Source organism: Phenylobacterium sp. CCH9-H3, from assembly GCF_001557235.1.
In the GTDB taxonomy this organism is placed as follows: Bacteria; Pseudomonadota; Alphaproteobacteria; order Caulobacterales; family Caulobacteraceae; genus Phenylobacterium.
Genome location: NZ_LSJI01000047.1, coordinates 1 through 18,783, shown reverse-complemented (window position 1 = coordinate 18,783; position 18,783 = coordinate 1). Strand labels below are relative to the sequence as shown.

Here is an 18,783-nt window from a genome sequence, read left to right as displayed (position 1 = left end):
GCTTCGGCTCGCGCACCGCAGTGGCCGCCCAGGTCCGCCTCGTGCCGGAGCCGGCGCGTCGCGCCGCGTATCGAGGGCGTTGGCAGGATCTCGGCCGGCTTCGAGACCAGCCCGCGGATGCTCACCAGCCTGCAGGGCCCGGACTGGCTGGCCTGCGGTTCGGCGGCGATCGCCTTCGACCCGATCTGCGGCGACGGCACGGCCCAGTCCGTGCGGGAGGCTATCCTCGCCAGCGCCGTCATCGGCGCGATCGGCGAGGGCGGCGACCCCGTCGCGCTGCGCGTCCACTTCGAGTCGATGATGGTGGCCGCCATACGCCGGCACCTGCGGCTCTGCGCGCAGTTCTATGCGAGCGGCGGCGACGGCGCCTGGTGGCGGGCGCAGTTGACGGGCCTCGCCGAAGGGTTCGACTGGTGCACGGCGCGCCTGGCGCGGACGCCTGAGCCGCGCTTCGAACTGCACGACTTCCGCCTGGTGGCGCGGGAGGCCGCCGCTTGAACGCGCAATCGCCCATGCCGCCCACGCCAGGCGCACCGGCGGCCCCCCCGTCCGTGGCGAGCTGGCGGACCTATGGCCGGCTATTGCCCTTCCTGCGGCCTTATCTGCGGCCGCTGGTGTTCGTGCTCGTCATCAGCTTGCTCGGCACCGCGCTCAGCCTGGCGCAGCCGTATCTGTCCAAGCTCCTGATCGACAAGGCGCTGCTGCGCCGCGACATGGACGCGCTGATCGAGATCGCCCTGCTGATGGTCGCGCTCAGCGTCGTGGGCTACGCGGTCAACATCTTGGCCAGCTACCGCTACGTGTCGGCGTCGGCGGCGATGCTGTTCGACATCCGCGCCGCGCTCCTGCGGCATCTGCAGACGCTGTCGCCGCGCTTCTACGGCGGCTTCCGGCTCGGCGACCTCATGTCGCGCCTGAACAGCGACGTCAGCGACGTCCAGCGCGTGACCGCCGATACGCTGCTTTCGGTGCTCAGCAATGTCCTGATGCTGGTCGGCAGCATCGCGCTGATGGTCTGGCTCGACTGGCGGCTGTTCCTGGTCGGCGTGGTGCTCATCCCCGCCTGCGTACTGATCTTCCTGCACTACCAGCAGAAGCTGACGCTCATCACCCGCGAGATGCGCGAGCGCGGCGCCGACCTAGGCAGCTTCCTCGTCGACACCGTGATGGGCATGCGGGTCGTCGCGTCCCTGGGCGCCGGCGAGCACGAGGTGCGACGTTTCGAGCGGAGCAACAACGCCTTCGTGCGGGCGATGCTGCGCATGCAGATCGCCTCGTTCATGGCCGGCGCGTTGCCCGGCGCGCTGCTGACGGCGTCGACGTCGGCGGTGATCCTCTATGGCGGCGCGATGATCATCGACGGGCGCATGACCATCGGCACGCTGGTGGCCTTCATGACCTACCAGGGCCGGCTCTTCGCCCCGATCCAGACCCTGATGGGCCTGACGTCGGGTTTGGCCTCGGCGCGGGTGTCCCTGGCGCGGATCTTCGAGCTGTTCGACACGCCGCCCGAGGTGACCGAAAAGCCGGACGCCGCCGCCCTCGACCGTGTGCGGCGAGGGGTCCGCTTCGAAGGCGTCTCCATGCGCTACGACCGCCATCAGGTGCTGGTCGACGTCGATCTGGACATTCCCCAGGGCAGCTTCTGCGCCGTCCTGGGCCCTAGCGGGGTGGGCAAATCCACTCTGGCCGACCTCATGGTCCGCTACCTCGAGCCCGAGGCCGGCCGCATACTTGTGGACGGTCGCGACATCCGCGACTTCAGGCTAGCCGACCTGCGCCGCGAGGTCATGCTGGTCGACCAGTCGCCTTACCTCTTCAACGACACCGTCGCCGCCAACATCGCCTTCGCCTTGCCGGGGGCGAGCGCGGAGCAGATCGAGGCGGCGGCCAGCCAGGCCGGCCTAGCCGACCTGCTGGCGCGGCTGCCGGAAGGGATGGCCACGCGGACCGGCGAGCGCGGTCTGGCCTTGTCGGCGGGCGAGCGCCAGCGGGTGGCGCTGGCCCGGGCGCTCCTGCGCAGGCCCAGCCTGATCATCCTCGACGAGCCGACCTCCGCGTTGGACGGGGAAACCGAGCAGCTGGTGACCCAAGGCCTGCGTCGGGCCCTTCCCGACGCCACCATCGTCGTGATCACCCACAAGCCGGCGCTGGCCCAGATGGCCGACGTCGTCATCACCCTGGACGGCGGCCGCGCGACCGTGCGGCCTGCGCAGGCGGTCGCCTGTGGATGAGTTCGCGCTCGCGCCCCTGGCGGGTCTGACCGGCCGCAACGTCGCGATCGCGGTGATCGACAGCGGCGTGCACCCAACTCACGACCACATCGCAGCCGATCGGCTCGGCGCCGGCGCCATGGTCCTGCCCGACGGCGCCGTCGTCGAGGGCGAGGACGTCTGGCTCGACCGGCTGGGCCACGGCACGGCGGTGACCGCGGCCATCCAGGAGAAGGCGCCGGACGCTCTCTGCATCCCGGTGCGGGTGTTTCGCGATGCGCTGAAGACCAGCGCCGCGGCGCTCATCGGCGCGATCAGATGGGCTGTCGCGCGGGAGGTTCAGGTCATCAACCTCAGCCTGGGCTCGGTCAACGCGGCCCACAGCGACGCCTTCGCGGCGGTCGCGGACGAGGCCGTCGCGGCGGGCGTCGTCATCGTCGCCGCCCACCGGGCCAATGACGCGCCCTGCTATCCGGGCAGCCTTGCACAGGTCGTCGGCGTCGACGTGGACTGGGATTGCCCACGGACGGGCTACGGCGTCCTGCGGAGCGGTGACGCCGTGGTCTTGCGGGCGTCGGGCTATCCGCGACCGATCCCGGGCGTCCCGGCGCGCCGGAACCTCTATGGGGTGAGCTTCGCCGTCGCCCAGGTCAGCGGGTTCGTCGCCAGGGCGTGCGAGGCCCGGCCTTCGGACCTCACGGGCCCCGAGGCGGTCCAGCGCGTGCGCGATATCCTGCGTGAGCCCTTGTCGTGCGATGTGGCGGGCGCTGGCTAGGTCTGAACCCCTTGTCCGCGCAGGATCTTCTGCATGGCCTTTCCCTTGGCCAACTCGTCGATGAGTTTGTCCAGGTAGCGGATCTCGCGCATCAGGGGGTCGGCGACGTCCTCGACGCGGACGCCGCAGACGACGCCCCTTATCTCGGCCCGCGCCGGGTGCAGCCGCGGCGCCTCGGCGAAGAAGGTCTCGAAATCCGTCTTTGCGGCGAGCTGCGCATCGAGCGCTTCGGCGTTGTAGCCGGTCAGCCAGCGGATGATCTCGTCGACCTCGGCCTTGGTGCGCCCCTTGCGCTCCGCCTTGGCGACGTAGTGCGGATAGACGCTCGCGAAGCTGGCTTTGTAGATTCGGTGGGAGTTCTGCACGATCCGGGGCCCGTGGGTGCTGCGCGCCGGCCAGACTTACCAGCTTCCGCCCGCCGACGCAGTGGCTCGCGTCTCGCGGCCTGGGCCCGTCGCCTCCTTCCGCGAGCGGTCCGCAGCTCAGCGGCGCGCGCGAGGTGCGGCCGGGTCGGCGGGGGGCACGAAGCCGTCGGGCACGAAGCCGCGCAGCAAAGCCTCCACGGCCACCGTGACCGGCCCGGAGATCTGCCGCTTGCCGGCTTCCATCTCCAGGATCCGGCTCTCGCCGTGATTGGCCGCGAAGCGCAGCGCGCGGGCCAGGTCCGCCGCGCTCCAGCCCATGGCTAGGCGCGCCTGGCGAAGGTGCTCTCCGGTCTCGATCACGCCCAACTCCTGCGCTCTCCCACGAGGGGAGATCACAGCAAACTCGGCGCGTGTCCAGGGGGCAGGACCCTGCTCAGAGGAAAGCCCGCGCCCCAGACCGGGGCGCGGGCTCTGGCTCAGTAGCTGTAGCGCAGGGCCACACCGTAGGTGCGCGGCTGGCCCAGGAACGCGTCGTACGACCCCGACTGCAGGACCGCGTTGAAGCCCACCTGATAGTAGACGTCGTCGAACAGGTTCTGGGCGAAGGCTTCCACCGCCCAGCGCTTGTCGGCGGAGGTCAGCCCGACCCGGGCGTTCACCAGGGTGAAGCCCGGTTGGTTCTTCACCGGATCGAGGTCCGAGCCGGTGTTGTAGCTGGAGACGCTCTTGGAGTTGACCGCGATACGGCCGATCAGGTCGTCGTTGATGGCCCGCTCATAGGTCACCCCCAGCGAACCGGACCACAGCGGCGCCAGAGACAGCCGCGATCCCGGCAGGTTGGCGCCCAGGAACAGCGGGTTGCTCTTCGGATAGTAGGTCTCGGCATAGGTCACGCCGCCGTTGAACTTCAGGCCCTCGATGGGCGAGGCCCAGATGAAGTCCAGGTCGACGCCCTTGGAGACCACCTTCGGCACCGAGGCCACCGAGAAGACCAGGCCGTTGAAGGCGTTGAGCTGGAAGTCCTTGTACTTCTGGTAGAACACCGTGGCGTTCAGCAGCAGGCTGCGGTCGAACAGCGTGTTCTTGAAGCCGAGCTCGTAGGAGTCGACCGTCTCCGGGGCGAAGCTGGTGTCGAGCACCGGCTCGGTCGGCTGGCCCGCCACTGTCTGGTTGGTGGTGGCGATGCGGTCCAGGTTGAAGCCGCCGGCCTTGTAGCCCCGGGCGTAGGACGCATAGGTCATCACCTCGGGCGAGAAGCGGTAGGCGATCTTCGCCGTCCCGGTGAGCTTCTTCTCGCTCAGCGACTGGTCGTTGTTGCGGATCTGGCCGAAGCGCGGGCTGTTCGAGGCTGCGCACAGAACCTGGTAGGGGCCTGACCCAAGCAGTCCGCCGGCGCGGATCAGCGACCCCGTCGCCGGCACCGGGCCACCGATCGCCGCCGCGCGAGCGAGCGCGGTGGCGCAGCCGATCCCGCCGTCCGTGTTGCTCCAGAAGGTCTTGAGGTCCTTGTCTTCCCAGGTGTAGCGCAGGCCCATGGTCAGCTCGAGCGCCTCGGTGACCTGGAAGCTGTTGTTGGTGAAGAGCGAAAAGCCCTCTTCCCGCTGGTTGTAGAGGTCGTCCTGGCCGTGGCCCGCCACGAAGGTCTGGCCCGTCGCCGGGCGGCCGGTGAACAGCGGAAGCTGGCCGCCGAACAGGGCGCTCACGTACTGCTCGTACTGGGTCCCGTAGGTCACGGTCCGCACGTGGAGGTCGAGGTCCTCGCGGGTGTAGAAGGCGCCGATCAGCCAGTTCAGCCGGTCGGTGGCGCCCGCCAGGCGAACCTCCTGGCTGAAGGTCTGGAACTTGCTGGATGCGGGGTTGGAGCTCTGCTTCAGCGTCGGGGAATAGAGAATGTCCGCCGCCGTCCAGTCCACGTCGCCGCCGCCGGTCTGCTTCCAGTGGCGCAGGGCGGTGATGGCGGTCAGCTTGGCGCCGCCCAGCCACGGCGTGTTCCAGTTGGCCTCCGCCGCCCAGCCGGTGTCGACGACGGTCTTCAGGAAGCTGCGGTTGCTGTAGTCGCGGAACTCGCCCGGGTCCGGCGGGTTGGCCAGCCCGCCGGGGGCGAGCGCCTGGATGATCGCCTGGGTCGCCCCGTTCTGGATCTGCACCGCGCCGCAGCAGCGCTCGTCGCGCTTGGTGTAGTCCACCGACACGTTCAGATCGAAGTTCTCGGACGGCGTCAGCAGGAACTGGGCTCGGCCGGTGTAGAAGTCCTGGTCGTTGTTGTCCGGCCCGACCGTCTTGTAATAGCCGTCGCGCTCACGGGCGGCGACGTAGACCCGCGCGGCCAGCAGGTCGTCGATCAGTGGCCCGTTGAGCGAGCCCGACGCGCCGAACCCGTCGTAGTTGGTGATCTGCACCTCCGACGTCGCCGAGACGTTGAACGAGGGCTTGGCGGTGATGATGTTGATGACGCCGGCGGTGGTGTTCTTGCCGAACAGCGTGCCCTGCGGGCCCTTCAGAACTTCGATCCGCTGGGTCTCGCCGAGGTCGCTGAACGCCACGCCGTTGCGCGGGCGATAGACGCCGTCGATCACCACGCCCACCGACGATTCCAGGCCGGGGTTGTCACCCACCGTGCCGATGCCGCGGATGCGGGCGGTGGTGACGGCCGAACTGCTGGTGGAGGTGACGGTCAGGCCCGGGGCCACGATCGTCAGGTCCTTGATGTCGCGCACGCCAGCGTCCTGTAGCTGCTGGGCGTTCACCGAGGTGACCACCACGGGCACGTCCTGCAGGCTCTGCTCCCGCATCTGGGCGGTGACCACGATCTCTTCGATGGTGGGCCCCTGGTCGGCCTGGTCCTGGGCCAGGGCGATGCTCGGCGCCCCCAGCACAAGGGTTCCGGCCACAAGGGTGCTGACGCTGCAGAGCAGGGCGATCTTCATACGCTTTGTTCCTTCCCAATGGCGCTTCTTCGAGAGCGCTCGACGCAGGCACTGAACCGGAAGGACAACCTGCATTGAAAGCCAAAGCTGCAACGCACAACGGCGATATCTCGCACCTGCGGCGCCTGCGCCACAGGCGGAACCGGCGGGTGGAAGGCTGTAGGCCTCTCTTAATCCGCACGTTATAGCTACAGGCGTCGTGGGAAAGCCGCTGATCCGCCTTCGCATTTTCGCCGCCGCCGTGGCCGCGACCCTGCTCGCGTCGGCTTCGGCCCAGGCGAAGATCTTCTACATCACCCAGTCCGGCCCCGACGCCTGGACGGTCATGGACGCCAGCGGCATCGAGACCACGCCCGGCTCTCCCGTGCGGAAGGCTTGGGCCGTGCGCGTCCAGCGCAACATCCTCAGCGGCAACCCGCCCACGCCGGGCTATGTCCGCACCCTGACCGAATACGACTGCGACGCCCAGCGCACCCGCTGGCGCGAATTCTCGGCCTTCTCGCGCTCGGGCGGCCTCTTGGTCAGCAAGGTCAATCCGCGGCCGGAATGGGGCCCCGCGAACGAGGCTTCCGACACCTATTCCGCCTTCCGCGTAGTGTGCGAAGGCGTGGGCGGCGGCTCGGTGGTCTCCGCCGACAGCGTCGCCAAGGTGGTCATCAACCTCATGGGCTCGTGGGATCCGCCCCCCGAGCCCTTCGCCCCCATCACCCCCGCGACCGCCCCACCAGCCAAGGGCGCGGCGCCAGCCGCCAAGCTCGCGCCCAAGCGCTGAACCGAACCGCCGGCCAGCGCGACAGCGCAACTCGTTTCAATACGAAGGCCGCTAAGAGCACGAAGACCGCGAAGAGGCCGTGCTGTAGCCGCGGCTTCGTGCCCTTCGCGACCTTCGTGGTCTTTGTGTTGAACCTTGAGCGCCGGCCGCCCGAACCCGTCCCCAACCGCTATTTGGAGAGCTGTCCGCGGATCGCCCCGCCTGGGAATTCGGCGTTGTGGACGTTGACGTAGTAGCCCGCCGGGTCGGCCAGGATATCCTTCACCGCCGCCGCGTCCGCCGTGGCGCAGCCTGAGCTCTTGCCCGCGGCATCCGGCGCCTTCATCGGCACGACGGGCGGCCCCGAGGCTCCGGCCGCACCCTTGTGGACGTGCGCCGCCGTGGCCGCGCCGATCTTCTCGACCATGACCTCGTAGCAGACCTCGTTCTTGGCCGTATCGACCTTGAACGTGGCGTGCCCGCCCCCATCGGTATCGGGCGATCCCGCCCCGCCCAGGTGCGCCGACAGGCTCTCGGCGGCCAGCGCCCCCACGATGGCGAAGACGGCAAAGCTGGTTCGGATCATTGGTCTTTCCTCCCAAGCCCCCGCTTGACCGGGGGAAGAGAGACCGGGAGCGTGAGGGCGTCAACCGCTCGCGGCGGCGAGGTGAGGCGTGGCGGAGGCAGACCTCCGCTAGAGGGCGATGGCGGCCTCGGGGAACGCCGCGTTCCACCACCCGCCCACCAGGCGGTGCAGGGGCCCGTTGGCGTCGCGGGCCACGTTGTGCCCCGCTGCGGCGATGGTCTCGACGGTCATCAGGGGATGGTCGGCCAGGCGGGCGAGCGTCGCGTCGCTGATGAGGCTCGGCATCCCTTGGACCGGTCTCGGCGGATTCAGGGGAACGCCGCCCACGACGGCGAGGGACGGCGCCGGGAGACCGTCCAGCACCCAGGTGTGGTCGCGTGTCTCCGCCGTATCCGCGCCGATGCCGAAGATGTTCCACACGAACGCTTCCCCGCCGGGGGGCGTCTCGCTTCGGAACTGCAGCAACGGCCAGACGCCGTCCGTCAGCAGCGGCGGCTCGATGGCGACCACCCGGCGCACCCCTGGGTGACGCAGGCCCAGCGCGACGATGCCGCCCACGGACGCTCCGAAAGCCATCAGCGGGCGATGGCGCCAGCGCGCCGCGAGGGCCTCGTCCATCGCCTGGACGAAGGCCGCGATCGAGATCTCCGACAGCGCCGGACAGTGGTTGCCCGGCAGATGGGTCCGAAGCACGTCGGCGCCGGGGAAGGCTGTCTGGATCTTCCAGAAGAAGTCCGGCCCGGCGAACGCTCCACTGATCACCAGCAGGATCGGGCGGCCCGTGTCGCGTCCCCAGAACCACACCTGGCCAAGCGACGTCTCGACTTCGAACCGGCTTTCCATGAGCTCCAACAAACCTGCGCCGGCGGCTCAGAGCAAGGCGCGGGCCGTTCGAACGAATCCGGGCGCCCGCGGATCAGGACTCCACGGGCGCCCGTTTTGCGTTTCCGATGTTCAAAGCCGACCGGCTTCAGTTCCGGGTCGGGATGATGACCGGCAGGTCCTCGTAGCCCTTCACGAAGGACGAATAGACCCGCTTGGGCGGGCCCACCACGTCGATCCGGGGGAAGCGAGCGAGGATCTCTTCCCAGATGATCTTGAGCTGGAGCTCGGCCAGGCGGTTGCCCACGCAGCGGTGGATGCCGAAGCCGAACGACAGGTGCTGGCGCACGCGTGGCCGCTGGATCCAGTAGTCGTTGGGCCGCTCGATAACCTCTTCGTCGCGATTGCCGGAGACGTACCACATGGCGACCTTGTCGCCTTTCTTGATGGTCTTGCCGCCCAGCTCCACGTCCTCCAGCGCCGTGCGGCGCATGTAGGCCAGCGGGGTCTGCCAGCGGATGGTCTCGGAGACCATCGCCGGGATCAGGCTGTGGTCCGACCGCAGCAGCTTTTCCTGGTCGGGATTCTGGCTGAGGGCCAGGACCGAGCCGGAGATCGAGTTGCGGGTGGTGTCGTTGCCGCCGACGATGAGCAGGATCAGGTTCCCGAGGTATTCCATGCGGTCCATGTTCCGCGTGGACTCGCCGTGGGCCAGCATCGAGATCAGGTCGGGCTGCGGCGGGGCGTTCACCCGCTCGTTCCAGAGCCGCATGAAGTAGTCCACGCACTCGAACAGCTCCTGGCGGCGCTCCTGTTCGGCGATCTCGGGATCGGTGGAGCTGAACAGGCCGCTGTCCGGGGCCGCGGTGGCCACGTCGGACCAGCGGGTCAGCTTCCGGCGGTCTTCCCAGGGGAAATCGAACAGGGTCGCCAGCGTCATGGTGGTCAGCTCGATGGACACCTTGTCCACCCAGTTGAACTCCTCGCCGATCGGCAGCCCGTCGAGGATGGCGCCAGCCCGCTCGCGGATGATCGGCTCCAGCCGGGCCAGGTTCGCCGGCGAGACGATCGGGCTCACGGTCTTCCGCTGCACGTCGTGCTTCGGCTGGTCCATGGCGATGAACATCGGCAGGGTGAAGTCTTCCGCCGGGTCGGGCAGCACGATCGTCGGTTCCGACGAAAAGCGCCCGTGGTCGGTGTCGACCGCCATGATGTCGTTGTACTTGGTCACCGACCAGTAGCCGCCGACGTCCTCGAAGCCGGACTCCGCCCAGTGGACCGGATCTTCCTTCCGCAGGCGCTCGAAGTAAGGCCACATGGTGTCGGTCCGGAAGAGCTCCGGGTCGGCGACGTTGATCTGTTCCAGCGGCATCGCATAGGCCGCGTCGCGCGCCGCGCGCTTCACATCGATCGAGGCGTCGTCCATGGGTTACCTCCTGGCGGCGGGTCTGCAGCGCCCGCATTGGTTCAGCCCGAACGATGATACCGCCGGGCGAGCGAGTCAAGAAAGATGACGCTAGCGTCAACTTTTCAGGGCTGAAAGGTGTGGCGCGAAATTCAGGAGATCGAGGGATGAGCAAACTCGAGGGCGGCTGCGCGTGCGGGGCGGTGCGGTACCGGCTGAAGTCCGGCCCGATGTTCGTCCACTGCTGCCATTGCAGCGACTGCCAGCGGCAGGTGGGCAGCGCTTTCGTCATCAACGCGCTCATCGAGACCGACCGGATCGAGGTGCTCTCGGGCGACCTCGCGCCGATCGCCATGCCCACCGACAGCGGCCGGCCGCACCTGCACTATCGCTGCACGGCGTGCGGCACGACGATCTGGTCGGACTATGGCGACCGCAAGGTCATGAGCTTCCTGCGGGCCACCACCCTGGACGACCGCGCGGCCCTAAGCCCCGACGTGCACATCTTCACCCGCAGCAAGCTGCCCTGGGTGAGCCTGCCGCCGGACACGCCCGCCTTCGAGATCTATTACGACATGGCCACACAGTGGCCGGCGGAGAGCCTGGCCCGGCGTCGGGCGCTGCTGGGCGATTGCTGACGGGCCGATCAGGTTTTCTGTCTGGCGAAGCGGCGCAGCTGGGCTAAACAGGCGTTTGAAACTCTGCGGAGATCCCATGGCTTCCGACGTCCTGTTCGCGCCCTTTACCTTCAAGGGCCTGACGCTGCCCAACCGCATCGTCATGGCGCCGATGACCCGCTCGTTCTCGCCGGGCGGCGTGGCGACGGACGAGGTGGCGGCCTACTACCGCCGCCGAGCCGAGAACCAGGTCGGCCTGATCGTGACCGAGGGGACGGGCGTCGATCGCCCGGCCTCGCTGAACGACCCCAACGTCCCGCGCTTCCACGGCGACAAGGAGCTGGCCGCCTGGGGCCGCGTGGCCGACGAAGTGCACAAGGGCGGCGGCCTGATCGCCCCGCAGCTCTGGCACGTGGGCGCGGTGAAGACCCGCAGCGAGGACTGGACCCCGCCCGGCCCGTACGACAGCCCCTCGGGCCTGTCGCGCCCCGAGAAGAAGTTCGGCGAGGCGATGACCGACGCCGAGGTGGCCGACGCCATCCGCGCCTTCGCCGACGCGGCCGCCGCCGCCAAGCGCCTGGGCTTCGACGCCATCGAGCTGCACGGCGCCCACGGCTACCTGATCGACCAGTTCTTCTGGGAGGGCACGAACGTCCGTGAGGACGCCTACGGGTCGAAGGACCTGCCGGGCCGCGCCCGCTTCGCCGCCGACATCCTGCGCGCCGTCCGCCGCGTGGTGGGGCCGGACTATCCGGTGATCATCCGCGTCAGCCAGTGGAAGCAGCAGGACTACGAGGTGAAGCTGGCCCAGGACCCCAAGGCCCTGGAAGCCTGGCTGGGCGCCCTGGTCGAGGCCGGCGCCGACATCATCCACTGCTCGCAGCGCCGGTTCTGGGAGCCGGAGTTCGAGGGCAGCGATCTCAACTTCGCCGGCTGGGCCAAGAAGGTCACCGGCGTGCCCACCATCAGCGTCGGCAGCGTCGGCCTCTCCGGCGAGTTCATCGCGGGCTTCGCCGGCGAGCGCTCGGAGCCCGCCTCGCTTGAGGCCCTGGAGCGCATGCTGGACCGCGGCGACTTTGATCTCGTCGCCGTCGGCCGCGCCCTGCTGCAGGACCCCGAGTGGGTGGTGAAGATCCGCGAAGGCCGCCACCACGACCTCTCGCCGTTCGACCGCTCGGCGATGGCGAAGCTGTACTAGTTGATCGCTCCTCCCCCGCAAGGCGGGGGAGGGGGACCACGAAGTGGTGGAGGGGGCGCTAGGCCGGGAGCTCAGAGCTTGCCGCTTCGCGCCCCCTCCGCTGGCTTTGCCGACACCTCCCCCGTCCTCTTCGGGACGGGGGAGGAGCTGTCGCTAGCCGTTGAAGTTCAGCTTCAGCCCCGGGCGGGGCCACTTCGCGCGGTAGAGCTTGCCCGTGGACGAGGCGGTGATCCAGGCGGTGGTCATGTCGGGGCCGCCGAAACAGATGTTGGTCACCACCAGGTCGGGGACCGGATAGTGCTCGGTGGTCCCGCCTGGGTCGAAGGTGGTGATCCCGCCGTTGATGATGGTGGCCACGCAGACCTTGCCGCCCGCCTCCACGGCCAAGCTGTCCAGCAGCTGATAGCCCGGCAGGTTGCAGATCACCCGCCCCGGCGCGAACCCGTCCGGCGGGCCCAGCACGCCCGGCTCCGCCACGTCGAAGCCCCAGAGGCGGCCCAGCATGGTGTCGGCCACATAGACGGTCTTCTCGTCGGGCGAGAGGCCGATGCCGTTGGGCGAGATGAGGTGGCCCCGCTGCTGGCTGATGTGGCTGCCGTCCGTCTTCGCATAGTGGACCGCACCGTTCTTTCGCCCGTCCGGCGTCGAGCAGCCGTGATCGGAGAACCAGAAGCCGCCTTGCCGGTCGAAGACGATGTCGTTGGGACCCACCAGCCGCTTGCCGCCACAACTGTCGTAGACGGTCTCCAGCTTGCCGCTCTTCAGGTCGAAGCGCTGGATGTAGCCGCCGGTGTGGGAGGCGGGCGTCGGGCCGGGAATGGTCAGGCCGCCCTGGTCCAGCCACTCGAAGCTGCCGCCGTTGTTGGTGATCCAGATGGCGCCGTCGGGGCCGATGGCCGCGCCGTTCGGCCCGCCGCCGGTCTCGACAACCAGTTCCTTGCTCCCGTCCGGCTTCACCCGGGTGAGCCGCCGCGCCTTGATCTCGGTGAGGATGACCGAGCCGTCGGCCATAGCGATGGGCCCCTCCGGGAACTCCAGCCCCTCGCAGATCAGTTCCATGTCCATGGCCGTCTCCTCCCTCGCGTCTTTGCGCCAACTATAGCGTCCCCGCCGCGGGGGGAGGGAAGGGGCTTGAGGGGTTCTGACGTTACGTCATCGCCTGCGCGCGGCGAAATACTCGTCATGACGTCGGGTCAAGCGTCGTGTGATATCCGACACAAACGGCCGTTCGAATACTTCACCCTGTCAGTTCCGATAGCTTGTCGGGCGCTGCGAGCGACTGCACCTATCCCGAGATCAGCCGGTGCGACCTGCGCCGCTGCGTAACAAGAGCTTGCGGACTCCTGTCCGCAACATGAGGTCGTGCGCCCACGCTGGCAGCGGCCCGGGGAGGTCATGATGTTAGATACCCACCGTCGCCGCGGTCGCCTCGTGCTGGGCGCGTCCGCTCTCGCTCTTCTGGGAGGGTCCGCCGCCTGGGCCCAGACCCCACCGCCGCCCGCCGAACCGGCCTTGGTCGATGCGATCGTGGTGACCGCCCAACGTCGCGAGGAAAGCGCCAACGACGTGGCCATGGGCATCCAGGCCGTCCGCGGCGAGGTGCTGGAGCAGCTCCACGTCACCGACACCAAGGACCTCTCGGCCTTCGCCCCCAGCTTCACCGTCTCGCAGAGCTATCAGGGCGTGCCGACCTATACGCTGCGGGGGATCGGCTTCAACACGATCAACCTGTCGGCAACCTCGACCGTCGGCACCTACGTGGACGAGGTCGCCTACGCCTATCCCTTCATGATGACCGGGCCGATCTTCGACCTGGAACGGGTGGAGGTGCTGAAAGGTCCGCAAGGCACGCTGTACGGGCGCAACACCACCGCCGGCCTCGTGAACTTCGTCACCAACAAGCCCACCGACGAGTTCGCCGCCCAGATCACCGCCGAGGCCGGCAACTACAAGACCTACAACCTCGACGGCTTCGTCAACGGCCAGATCGCGCCGAACCTGGTCGGCCGTTTCGCCTTCCGTATGGAGAACAGCGACAAGGGCTGGCAGGTCTCGAACTCCCGCGGCGAGAGGCAGGGCGAGGTCGATCGGTGGGGCGTGCGCGGCGCGCTGGCCTTCACCCCGAACGACCGCCTCACGGTGGACGCCTCGGTCAGCTATTGGAAGAACCAGTCCGACACGGTGGCCGCCCAGGGCATCGGCTTCACGCCCGCCACCGCCAACAGCCCCTTCCTGGCGCCCGGCCTCTCGGCCTACATCGCCGCCAACCAGCCGACGAGGGCCAGCCAGGCCGATTGGGCGCCGCGCGCCGCCCGCGGCGCCGACATCGGCATCGGCGCGGGCCTCGCCGGCCCGCTGCGCGAGGACAACGACTTCACGGCGCTGAAGCTTCGCATCGCCTACGACCTCAACGACGACATGCGGATCGTGTCGCTGACCGGCTTTCAGGACCTGAAGCGGCGCGCGCTGTTCGACTGGAGCGGCGCTCCCTACGAGATCCTGCTGCAGAACGCCCGCGGTGACATCGAGTCCCTGTCGCAGGAACTGCGCATCGAGGGCTCCACCGACCGGGCGAACTGGCTGGTGGGCGGCTACATGGCGCGCGACGAGATCATCGACGCCAACCGCACCCTGCTGGGCCAGAACGCCAACGTCGGCCTGATCCGGTTCGCCGGCTCCGGCCTGCTCGGCACGCCGTTCAACAGCGGCGGCTATACGGCGGCCCAGATGTCCCAGGCGTTCCGCACCTATGTCGACCGGGGCGACATCGAGACCAAGACCTGGAGCCTGTTCGCCAACGCCGACTATGAGATCACCGAGAGCCTGAAGATCACCGGCGGCATCCGCTACACCGAGGACAAGCAGGACTACGTCGGCTGCTCGCGCGACTTCCAGGGCAGCATGCTGCCGAACGTGAACGTCGTAAACCGGGCGCTGTTCTTCCAGACCTACGGCGCCATCGTCGGCCAGATCCCCCAGGGCCAGTGCGTCACCTTCGACCCCGCCAGCCTGACCTTCGGGCCGGTCGCTTCGAAGCTGGACGAGAACAACATCGCCTGGCGCGTAGCCCTGGACTGGAAGCCGGTCGAGAACGTGCTGCTGTTCGGCTCGGTCTCGCGAGGGGCCAAGGCCGGCGCGACGCCGATCAACGCCGCCAACATCTCCACCCAGAACGCTCCGGCCAAACAGGAGCTGCTGACCGCCTACGAGGCGGGGGTGAAGGCGGGCCTCTTCCAGCGCCGGATGCAGGTGAACGTCAGCGCCTTCTACTACGACTACGAAGACAAGCAGCTCAGCGTCTATTTTGCCGACCCGATCTACACCGCCCTGTCGCGGTTGCAGAACGTGCCCAAGGGCGAGGCCTATGGCGTGGACGGCGAGGTGACCTGGCGGGTCTCGCCGGAATTCACGCTGATCGCGTCCGGCACCCTGCTGCACACCGAGGTGCAGGACTATGTGGGGATCAATGCGGCCGGCCAGCCCCAGGACTTCGACGGCGCGCCGTTCCTCTACAGCCCCAAGCGGTCGGGGGCGATCACGGGCCTCTACAACCGCGACCTCTCCACGGACCTCGGTCTGCAGGTGGCGGTCAACGCCCGCTGGCAGGACGACAGCCACGCCGACCTCGAGGGCGATCCGAAGTTCGTGATCAAGGACTACGGCCTCGTCAACGCCAGCATCGGCGTCCACCGGCTGGACGACCGCTGGCGCGCCCAGCTGTGGGTCCGCAACCTCACCAACACCTATTACTGGACCGCTGTCAGTTCGAACGCGAACGTCGTGGTCCGCTTCCCGGGGCAGCCCCGCACCTATGGGGCTTCGCTGACCTTCGCATACTGAGCGAAGGGGTTCCTCCCCCTGGCCCGGGGCGTATCCGTCCCGGGCCTTCTTTCCTCAGCGCCGCTCCAGAACGCGCACGGTGAAGGGGTATTCGTCGACCTCCGAGGCTTCGTGCCGTTCGGATCGCACTTCCGTCCAGCGGCTCTCGTCGATCGGGCTCAGCACCACGTCGCCCTCGACTTCGGCGTCGACCTCGGTGAGGTAGAGCCGCCGGGCCTTCTGCAACGCCAGCTCGAACAGCGAGGCGCCGCCGATCACGCAGACTTCGGCCGCCCCGTCTTCCTCGGCCTGTTCCTTGGCGATGGACAAAGCCTCGCTGAAGTCTTCGCAGACCACGGCCCCGGCCGGCTCGAACGAGCCGTCGCGGCTCAGCACGATGTTGGTGCGCCCGACCAGCGGCTTCCGCGGCAGGCTCTCCCACGTCTTGCGGCCCATGATCACCGGCTTGCCCATGGTGACGGCGCGGAAAATCGCCAGGTCCGATTTCAGCCGCCAGGGCAGGGTTCCGCCCCGTCCGATGACGCCGTTGCGGGCGCGGGCGATGGGGCCGGCGGAGAGGATGACGTTGGACATGGCGTGTCTCTAGCGCACGCCGAGGGACGCCACCAATGGCGTGTCAGGCCGCCGGCTCCAGCCATTGCAACCACTTCCGGCGCACGGCCGCGTCGGGGTCGATGCCGAAGCGGCGGCAATAGAGCAGCAGCATGCACAGCACGTCGGCCGCCTCGTCGGCGCGGTCGTGTTCGCAGGCCTCGCCCCGGCCTCGGCTGGAGAGGCGCAGGTGCGCCTGGGCCAGTTCGCCCAGTTCTTCCTGCAGCTTCAGGAGGTACCAGTCGTCGTCGCGGGCGATGCCGTACTTGCCGGCGTAGATGTCGGAGATCTGCGCCGCGGACTCGGTGACTTCCCTGAGCGTCAGCGGCGGCTTCATGGCTAGACCGCGATGGGGGCCGAGATCGAGGGGTGGGCGCTGTACCCATCAAGCCTGAAGTCGTCGTACTCGAAGGCGAACAGGTCGCTCCGGTCGGCGATATGCATGACCGGTAGGGGCATCGGCTCACGCGTGAGCTGCAGCCGGGCCTGGTCCAGGTGGTTCAGGTAGAGGTGCGCATCGCCCAGGGTGTGGACGAACTCCCCCGGCTCCAGGCCGCAGACCTTGGCGACCATCAGGGTCAGCAGCGCGTAGCTGGCGATGTTGAAGGGAACGCCCAGGAAGACGTCGGCCGAGCGCTGATAGAGCTGGCAGCTCAGCTTGCCGTTCGCGACGAAGAACTGGAACAGGCAGTGGCAGGGCGGCAGGGCCATGTCCTCCACCTCGGCCGGGTTCCAGGCGGAGACGATGTGGCGGCGGCTGTCGGGGTTGGCCTTCAGGCCCTCGACCAGCTTCGAGATCTGGTCGATGACGCGGCCGTCCGGCGCGGTCCACGAGCGCCACTGTTTGCCGTAGACGGGCCCCAACTCGCCCTCGGGGTCGGCCCATTCGTCCCAGATGCTGACCCCGCGCTCCTGCAGCCAGCGCACATTGGTGTCGCCGCGCAGGAACCAGAGCAGCTCCAGGATGATCGACTTGCGATGCAGCTTCTTGGTGGTCAGCAGGGGAAAGCCGCGCGCCAGGTCGAACCGCATCTGCCGGCCGAACACGCCGAGCGTCCCGGTGCCTGTGCGGTCGCCGCGCTGTACGCCGTTCGCCAGGATGTCGGCGAGCAGGTCCAGGTACTGCCGCTCCGGATGGTCCGGGGCGGCCTGGTACGGAGCGGCGATGGCGACGTGGGCGTTCATCTGCATTGAGCCTGGGTGATTCGGCGGCGGGCGAACAGCGTCAGCCGCCGCCTTCTCCACAAGCAGCGTACTTCGCCCACATGACCGTTCGTCGAATCCCGGGTTGGCCCAGGTGTTAACGGCGGTTAAGAGCCGTCCTACAGTTTTTATGCAGGATGGAACGTCTATGCTTATTTCCGCCCTGGCCGCGCTGGTGATGTTCGCCGCGCCCGAGGCCACCCAGGCCGGCGAAACCGCCGCCCAGACCGAGGCCGCGCAGTCCCAGGCCGCCCAATCCCAGGCCGCGAAGCCTGAGAAGTCCGCCAAATCCGAGGCGAAGGGCCCCTCGCGGACCTGCTACAACGCCACGCCCAGCGGCTCGCGTCTGCCGCGCAAGGTGTGCGTCACCAAGGCCGCCGAGAGCGCCAAGGACGACGTCGAGGCCGGCAAGCCCAACTAGGCCGCTTCATCCCGCAAAGCCGCCATCGTCGAGGAACTGCTGTTCCTCGGCCGTGGTCGTGCGCCCCAGCATCGGATTGCGGTGCGGGAAGCGCCCGAAGCGGACGATGATGTCGCGGTGGATGATCATCCACCTGGTGACTTCGGGGTCGTCCAGTTCGCCGGCGAGCGCCAGGCCCAGGTCCTGGTCGGCGATATCCTCGGAGTGTTCGAACGGCAGCAGCATGAACTGCCGCAGCTCAGGCTCGACCTGCAGGTGCCAGCCCTTGTCCGTGGCCGCGCGGGCGATCGCGCGGGCCTTGGGGTCGGTGGCGAAGGCGTGAGCCGACTTGCGGTAGAGATTGCGCGGAAACTGGTCGAGCAGGATCAGCAGCGCCAGGGCGCCGTCGGGCGTCTCGGCCCATTTGTCGTATTCGCCCCGGGCCGAGGCGTGGTGCACGGGTTCGAACTTCAGCCGGATCGCATCGTCGAACCTGGGATTGGCGGCGTACCATTGCTTGGGGCCGGCGTGCTTCCAGAAGCCCAGGATATCGTTCGGCGTTGCGGCCAAGAGGCGGTCCTCCATCGGAAGCCCTGACTTGGCGCGGTCAGGGGCGCCGTTCAACCCTGGTTCAGCCTGGCGGCCCGATCCTTCTATGCAAGGGACTATCGGGCCGCCTTGTGCGGTCCAGGATTGGATCGAACACGATGAAGATGGCGATGGCGGCTCTGGCCGCCGTGCTTATGGCCCAGGCGGCGCCCGCGATGGCGCAGGAGCGGGGCGAGCGGGGAGACCGCGGAGACCGGGGCGAGCGCCGGCAGGAGCGGCTGGAGCGGCGCGACCAGGCGCAGCCCGACCGCATGGGCGCCGCGCGCCCGGACCGGGGCGCCGAGCGGGGCGGCCGCGGCGTCCGCGCGCCGGAGGCCGTGCAGGCGCCTCAAGCGCCTCGGGCCCAGACGGCGCCCCAGGCGGACCGGCCACGCTTCCGCGGCGACGGCCGATCCGGCCAGCCCGGCGTCGAGCGGCGGGGCGACGACCGCCGCGGCGACGGCCGCCGGGATGGCGACCGGCGGGGTGACGGCGACCGGCG

19 protein-coding genes and 1 pseudogene are annotated in these 18,783 nt (G+C 68.7%); 9 read left to right on the top strand and 11 right to left on the bottom strand.

Features of this window, described 5'->3' with window-relative positions; translation table 11 throughout:
- The 3 genes from AX721_RS27785 to AX721_RS04155 all read left to right on the top strand — a co-directional run.
- A partial coding sequence (locus tag AX721_RS27785; RefSeq protein ID WP_197422458.1) for a hypothetical protein occupies positions 1 to 498 on the top strand: 498 nt, incomplete at its 5' end.
- Positions 495 to 2,234, top strand: coding sequence for an ABC transporter ATP-binding protein (locus tag AX721_RS04160; protein WP_197422457.1), 1,740 nt, complete (start codon positions 495 to 497; stop codon positions 2,232 to 2,234). The genes AX721_RS27785 and AX721_RS04160, both read left to right, overlap by 4 nt.
- The gene (locus tag AX721_RS04155; protein WP_197422456.1) at positions 2,227 to 2,988 is read left to right on the top strand and encodes a S8 family serine peptidase; all 762 of its coding nucleotides are present in this window, start codon (positions 2,227 to 2,229) and stop codon (positions 2,986 to 2,988) included. Before AX721_RS04160 ends, AX721_RS04155 begins: the two co-directional genes overlap by 8 nt.
- Here the strand turns inward: AX721_RS04155 and AX721_RS04150 are convergent.
- The 3 genes from AX721_RS04150 to AX721_RS04140 form a co-directional block, all read right to left on the bottom strand.
- Complete coding sequence (locus tag AX721_RS04150; RefSeq protein WP_068874767.1) at positions 2,985 to 3,353, bottom strand: DUF2200 domain-containing protein; 369 nt, start codon at positions 3,351 to 3,353, stop codon at positions 2,985 to 2,987. The genes AX721_RS04155 and AX721_RS04150 overlap by 4 nt on opposite strands.
- Before the next feature lie 117 nt (positions 3,354 to 3,470).
- The gene (locus AX721_RS04145; RefSeq protein WP_156467000.1) at positions 3,471 to 3,713 is read right to left on the bottom strand and encodes a RodZ family helix-turn-helix domain-containing protein; all 243 of its coding nucleotides are present in this window, start codon (positions 3,711 to 3,713) and stop codon (positions 3,471 to 3,473) included.
- Positions 3,714 to 3,829: 116 nt separating this feature from the next.
- On the bottom strand, positions 3,830 to 6,280 hold the full coding sequence (locus AX721_RS04140) for a TonB-dependent receptor (protein ID WP_068874765.1): 2,451 nt from the start codon (positions 6,278 to 6,280) through the stop codon (positions 3,830 to 3,832).
- A gap of 199 nt (positions 6,281 to 6,479) precedes the next feature.
- Between AX721_RS04140 and AX721_RS04135 the strand changes: the two genes are divergently transcribed.
- Complete coding sequence (locus tag AX721_RS04135; protein ID WP_068874764.1) at positions 6,480 to 7,052, top strand: surface-adhesin E family protein; 573 nt, start codon at positions 6,480 to 6,482, stop codon at positions 7,050 to 7,052.
- Between the two features lie 169 nt (positions 7,053 to 7,221).
- On the opposite strand, the gene AX721_RS04130 is transcribed toward AX721_RS04135, so the two are convergent.
- The 3 genes from AX721_RS04130 to AX721_RS04120 form a co-directional block, all read right to left on the bottom strand.
- Positions 7,222 to 7,617, bottom strand: a complete 396-nt coding sequence (locus AX721_RS04130) for a CHRD domain-containing protein (protein ID WP_068874763.1) — start codon at positions 7,615 to 7,617, stop codon at positions 7,222 to 7,224.
- A 108-nt stretch (positions 7,618 to 7,725) separates the two neighbouring features.
- Entirely contained in the window at positions 7,726 to 8,460 is a 735-nt protein-coding gene (locus AX721_RS04125) for an alpha/beta fold hydrolase (RefSeq protein ID WP_068874762.1), read from the bottom strand.
- 127 nt (positions 8,461 to 8,587) lie between these two features.
- Positions 8,588 to 9,865 (bottom strand): cytochrome P450, encoded by a 1,278-nt coding sequence (locus tag AX721_RS04120; protein WP_068874761.1) that lies wholly within the window; start codon positions 9,863 to 9,865, stop codon positions 8,588 to 8,590.
- 146 nt (positions 9,866 to 10,011) lie between these two features.
- On the opposite strand from AX721_RS04120, the gene AX721_RS04115 reads away from it, so the two are divergent.
- Both AX721_RS04115 and AX721_RS04110 read left to right on the top strand, forming a co-directional pair.
- The gene (locus tag AX721_RS04115; protein ID WP_068874760.1) at positions 10,012 to 10,482 is read left to right on the top strand and encodes a GFA family protein; all 471 of its coding nucleotides are present in this window, start codon (positions 10,012 to 10,014) and stop codon (positions 10,480 to 10,482) included.
- Positions 10,483 to 10,558: 76 nt separating this feature from the next.
- A complete protein-coding gene (locus AX721_RS04110) occupies positions 10,559 to 11,659 on the top strand; it encodes an NADH:flavin oxidoreductase (protein WP_068874759.1) in 1,101 nt (366 codons plus the stop codon).
- A 153-nt stretch (positions 11,660 to 11,812) separates the two neighbouring features.
- Here the strand turns inward: AX721_RS04110 and AX721_RS04105 are convergent, their stop codons facing one another.
- Entirely contained in the window at positions 11,813 to 12,724 is a 912-nt protein-coding gene (locus tag AX721_RS04105; RefSeq protein ID WP_068874758.1) for an SMP-30/gluconolactonase/LRE family protein, read from the bottom strand.
- Positions 12,725 to 13,057: 333 nt separating this feature from the next.
- Here AX721_RS04105 and AX721_RS04100 point away from each other — a divergent pair, with 333 nt between their 5' ends.
- A complete protein-coding gene (locus AX721_RS04100) occupies positions 13,058 to 15,499 on the top strand; it encodes a TonB-dependent receptor (RefSeq protein ID WP_068874757.1) in 2,442 nt (813 codons plus the stop codon).
- Between the two features lie 54 nt (positions 15,500 to 15,553).
- Here the strand turns inward: AX721_RS04100 and AX721_RS04095 are convergent, their stop codons facing one another.
- From AX721_RS04095 to AX721_RS04085, 3 genes are read right to left on the bottom strand one after another with little or no spacing between them, the layout of a single operon-like run.
- Positions 15,554 to 16,072: a dihydrofolate reductase gene (locus AX721_RS04095; RefSeq protein WP_068874756.1), complete on the bottom strand. Its 519-nt coding sequence runs from the start codon at positions 16,070 to 16,072 to the stop codon at positions 15,554 to 15,556.
- 43 nt (positions 16,073 to 16,115) lie between these two features.
- On the bottom strand, positions 16,116 to 16,427 hold the full coding sequence (locus tag AX721_RS04090) for a phosphoribosyl-ATP pyrophosphohydrolase (RefSeq protein WP_068874755.1): 312 nt from the start codon (positions 16,425 to 16,427) through the stop codon (positions 16,116 to 16,118).
- 2 nt (positions 16,428 to 16,429) lie between these two features.
- On the bottom strand, positions 16,430 to 17,275 hold the full coding sequence (locus AX721_RS04085) for a thymidylate synthase (RefSeq protein ID WP_068874771.1): 846 nt from the start codon (positions 17,273 to 17,275) through the stop codon (positions 16,430 to 16,432).
- Positions 17,276 to 17,441: 166 nt separating this feature from the next.
- Here AX721_RS04085 and AX721_RS04080 point away from each other — a divergent pair, with 166 nt between their 5' ends.
- Positions 17,442 to 17,714, top strand: coding sequence for a hypothetical protein (locus tag AX721_RS04080; protein WP_068874754.1), 273 nt, complete (start codon positions 17,442 to 17,444; stop codon positions 17,712 to 17,714).
- Positions 17,715 to 17,720: 6 nt separating this feature from the next.
- Here AX721_RS04080 and AX721_RS04075 read toward each other — a convergent pair whose 3' ends face one another.
- Positions 17,721 to 18,263 carry a DUF924 family protein gene (locus tag AX721_RS04075; protein ID WP_156466999.1) on the bottom strand — a complete coding sequence of 181 codons (543 nt, stop codon included), beginning with the start codon at positions 18,261 to 18,263 and terminating at the stop codon, positions 17,721 to 17,723.
- A gap of 137 nt (positions 18,264 to 18,400) precedes the next feature.
- On the opposite strand from AX721_RS04075, the pseudogene AX721_RS04070 reads away from it, so the two are divergent.
- Positions 18,401 to 18,783 (top strand): annotated as a pseudogene (locus tag AX721_RS04070) (hypothetical protein); the annotation flags it as partial.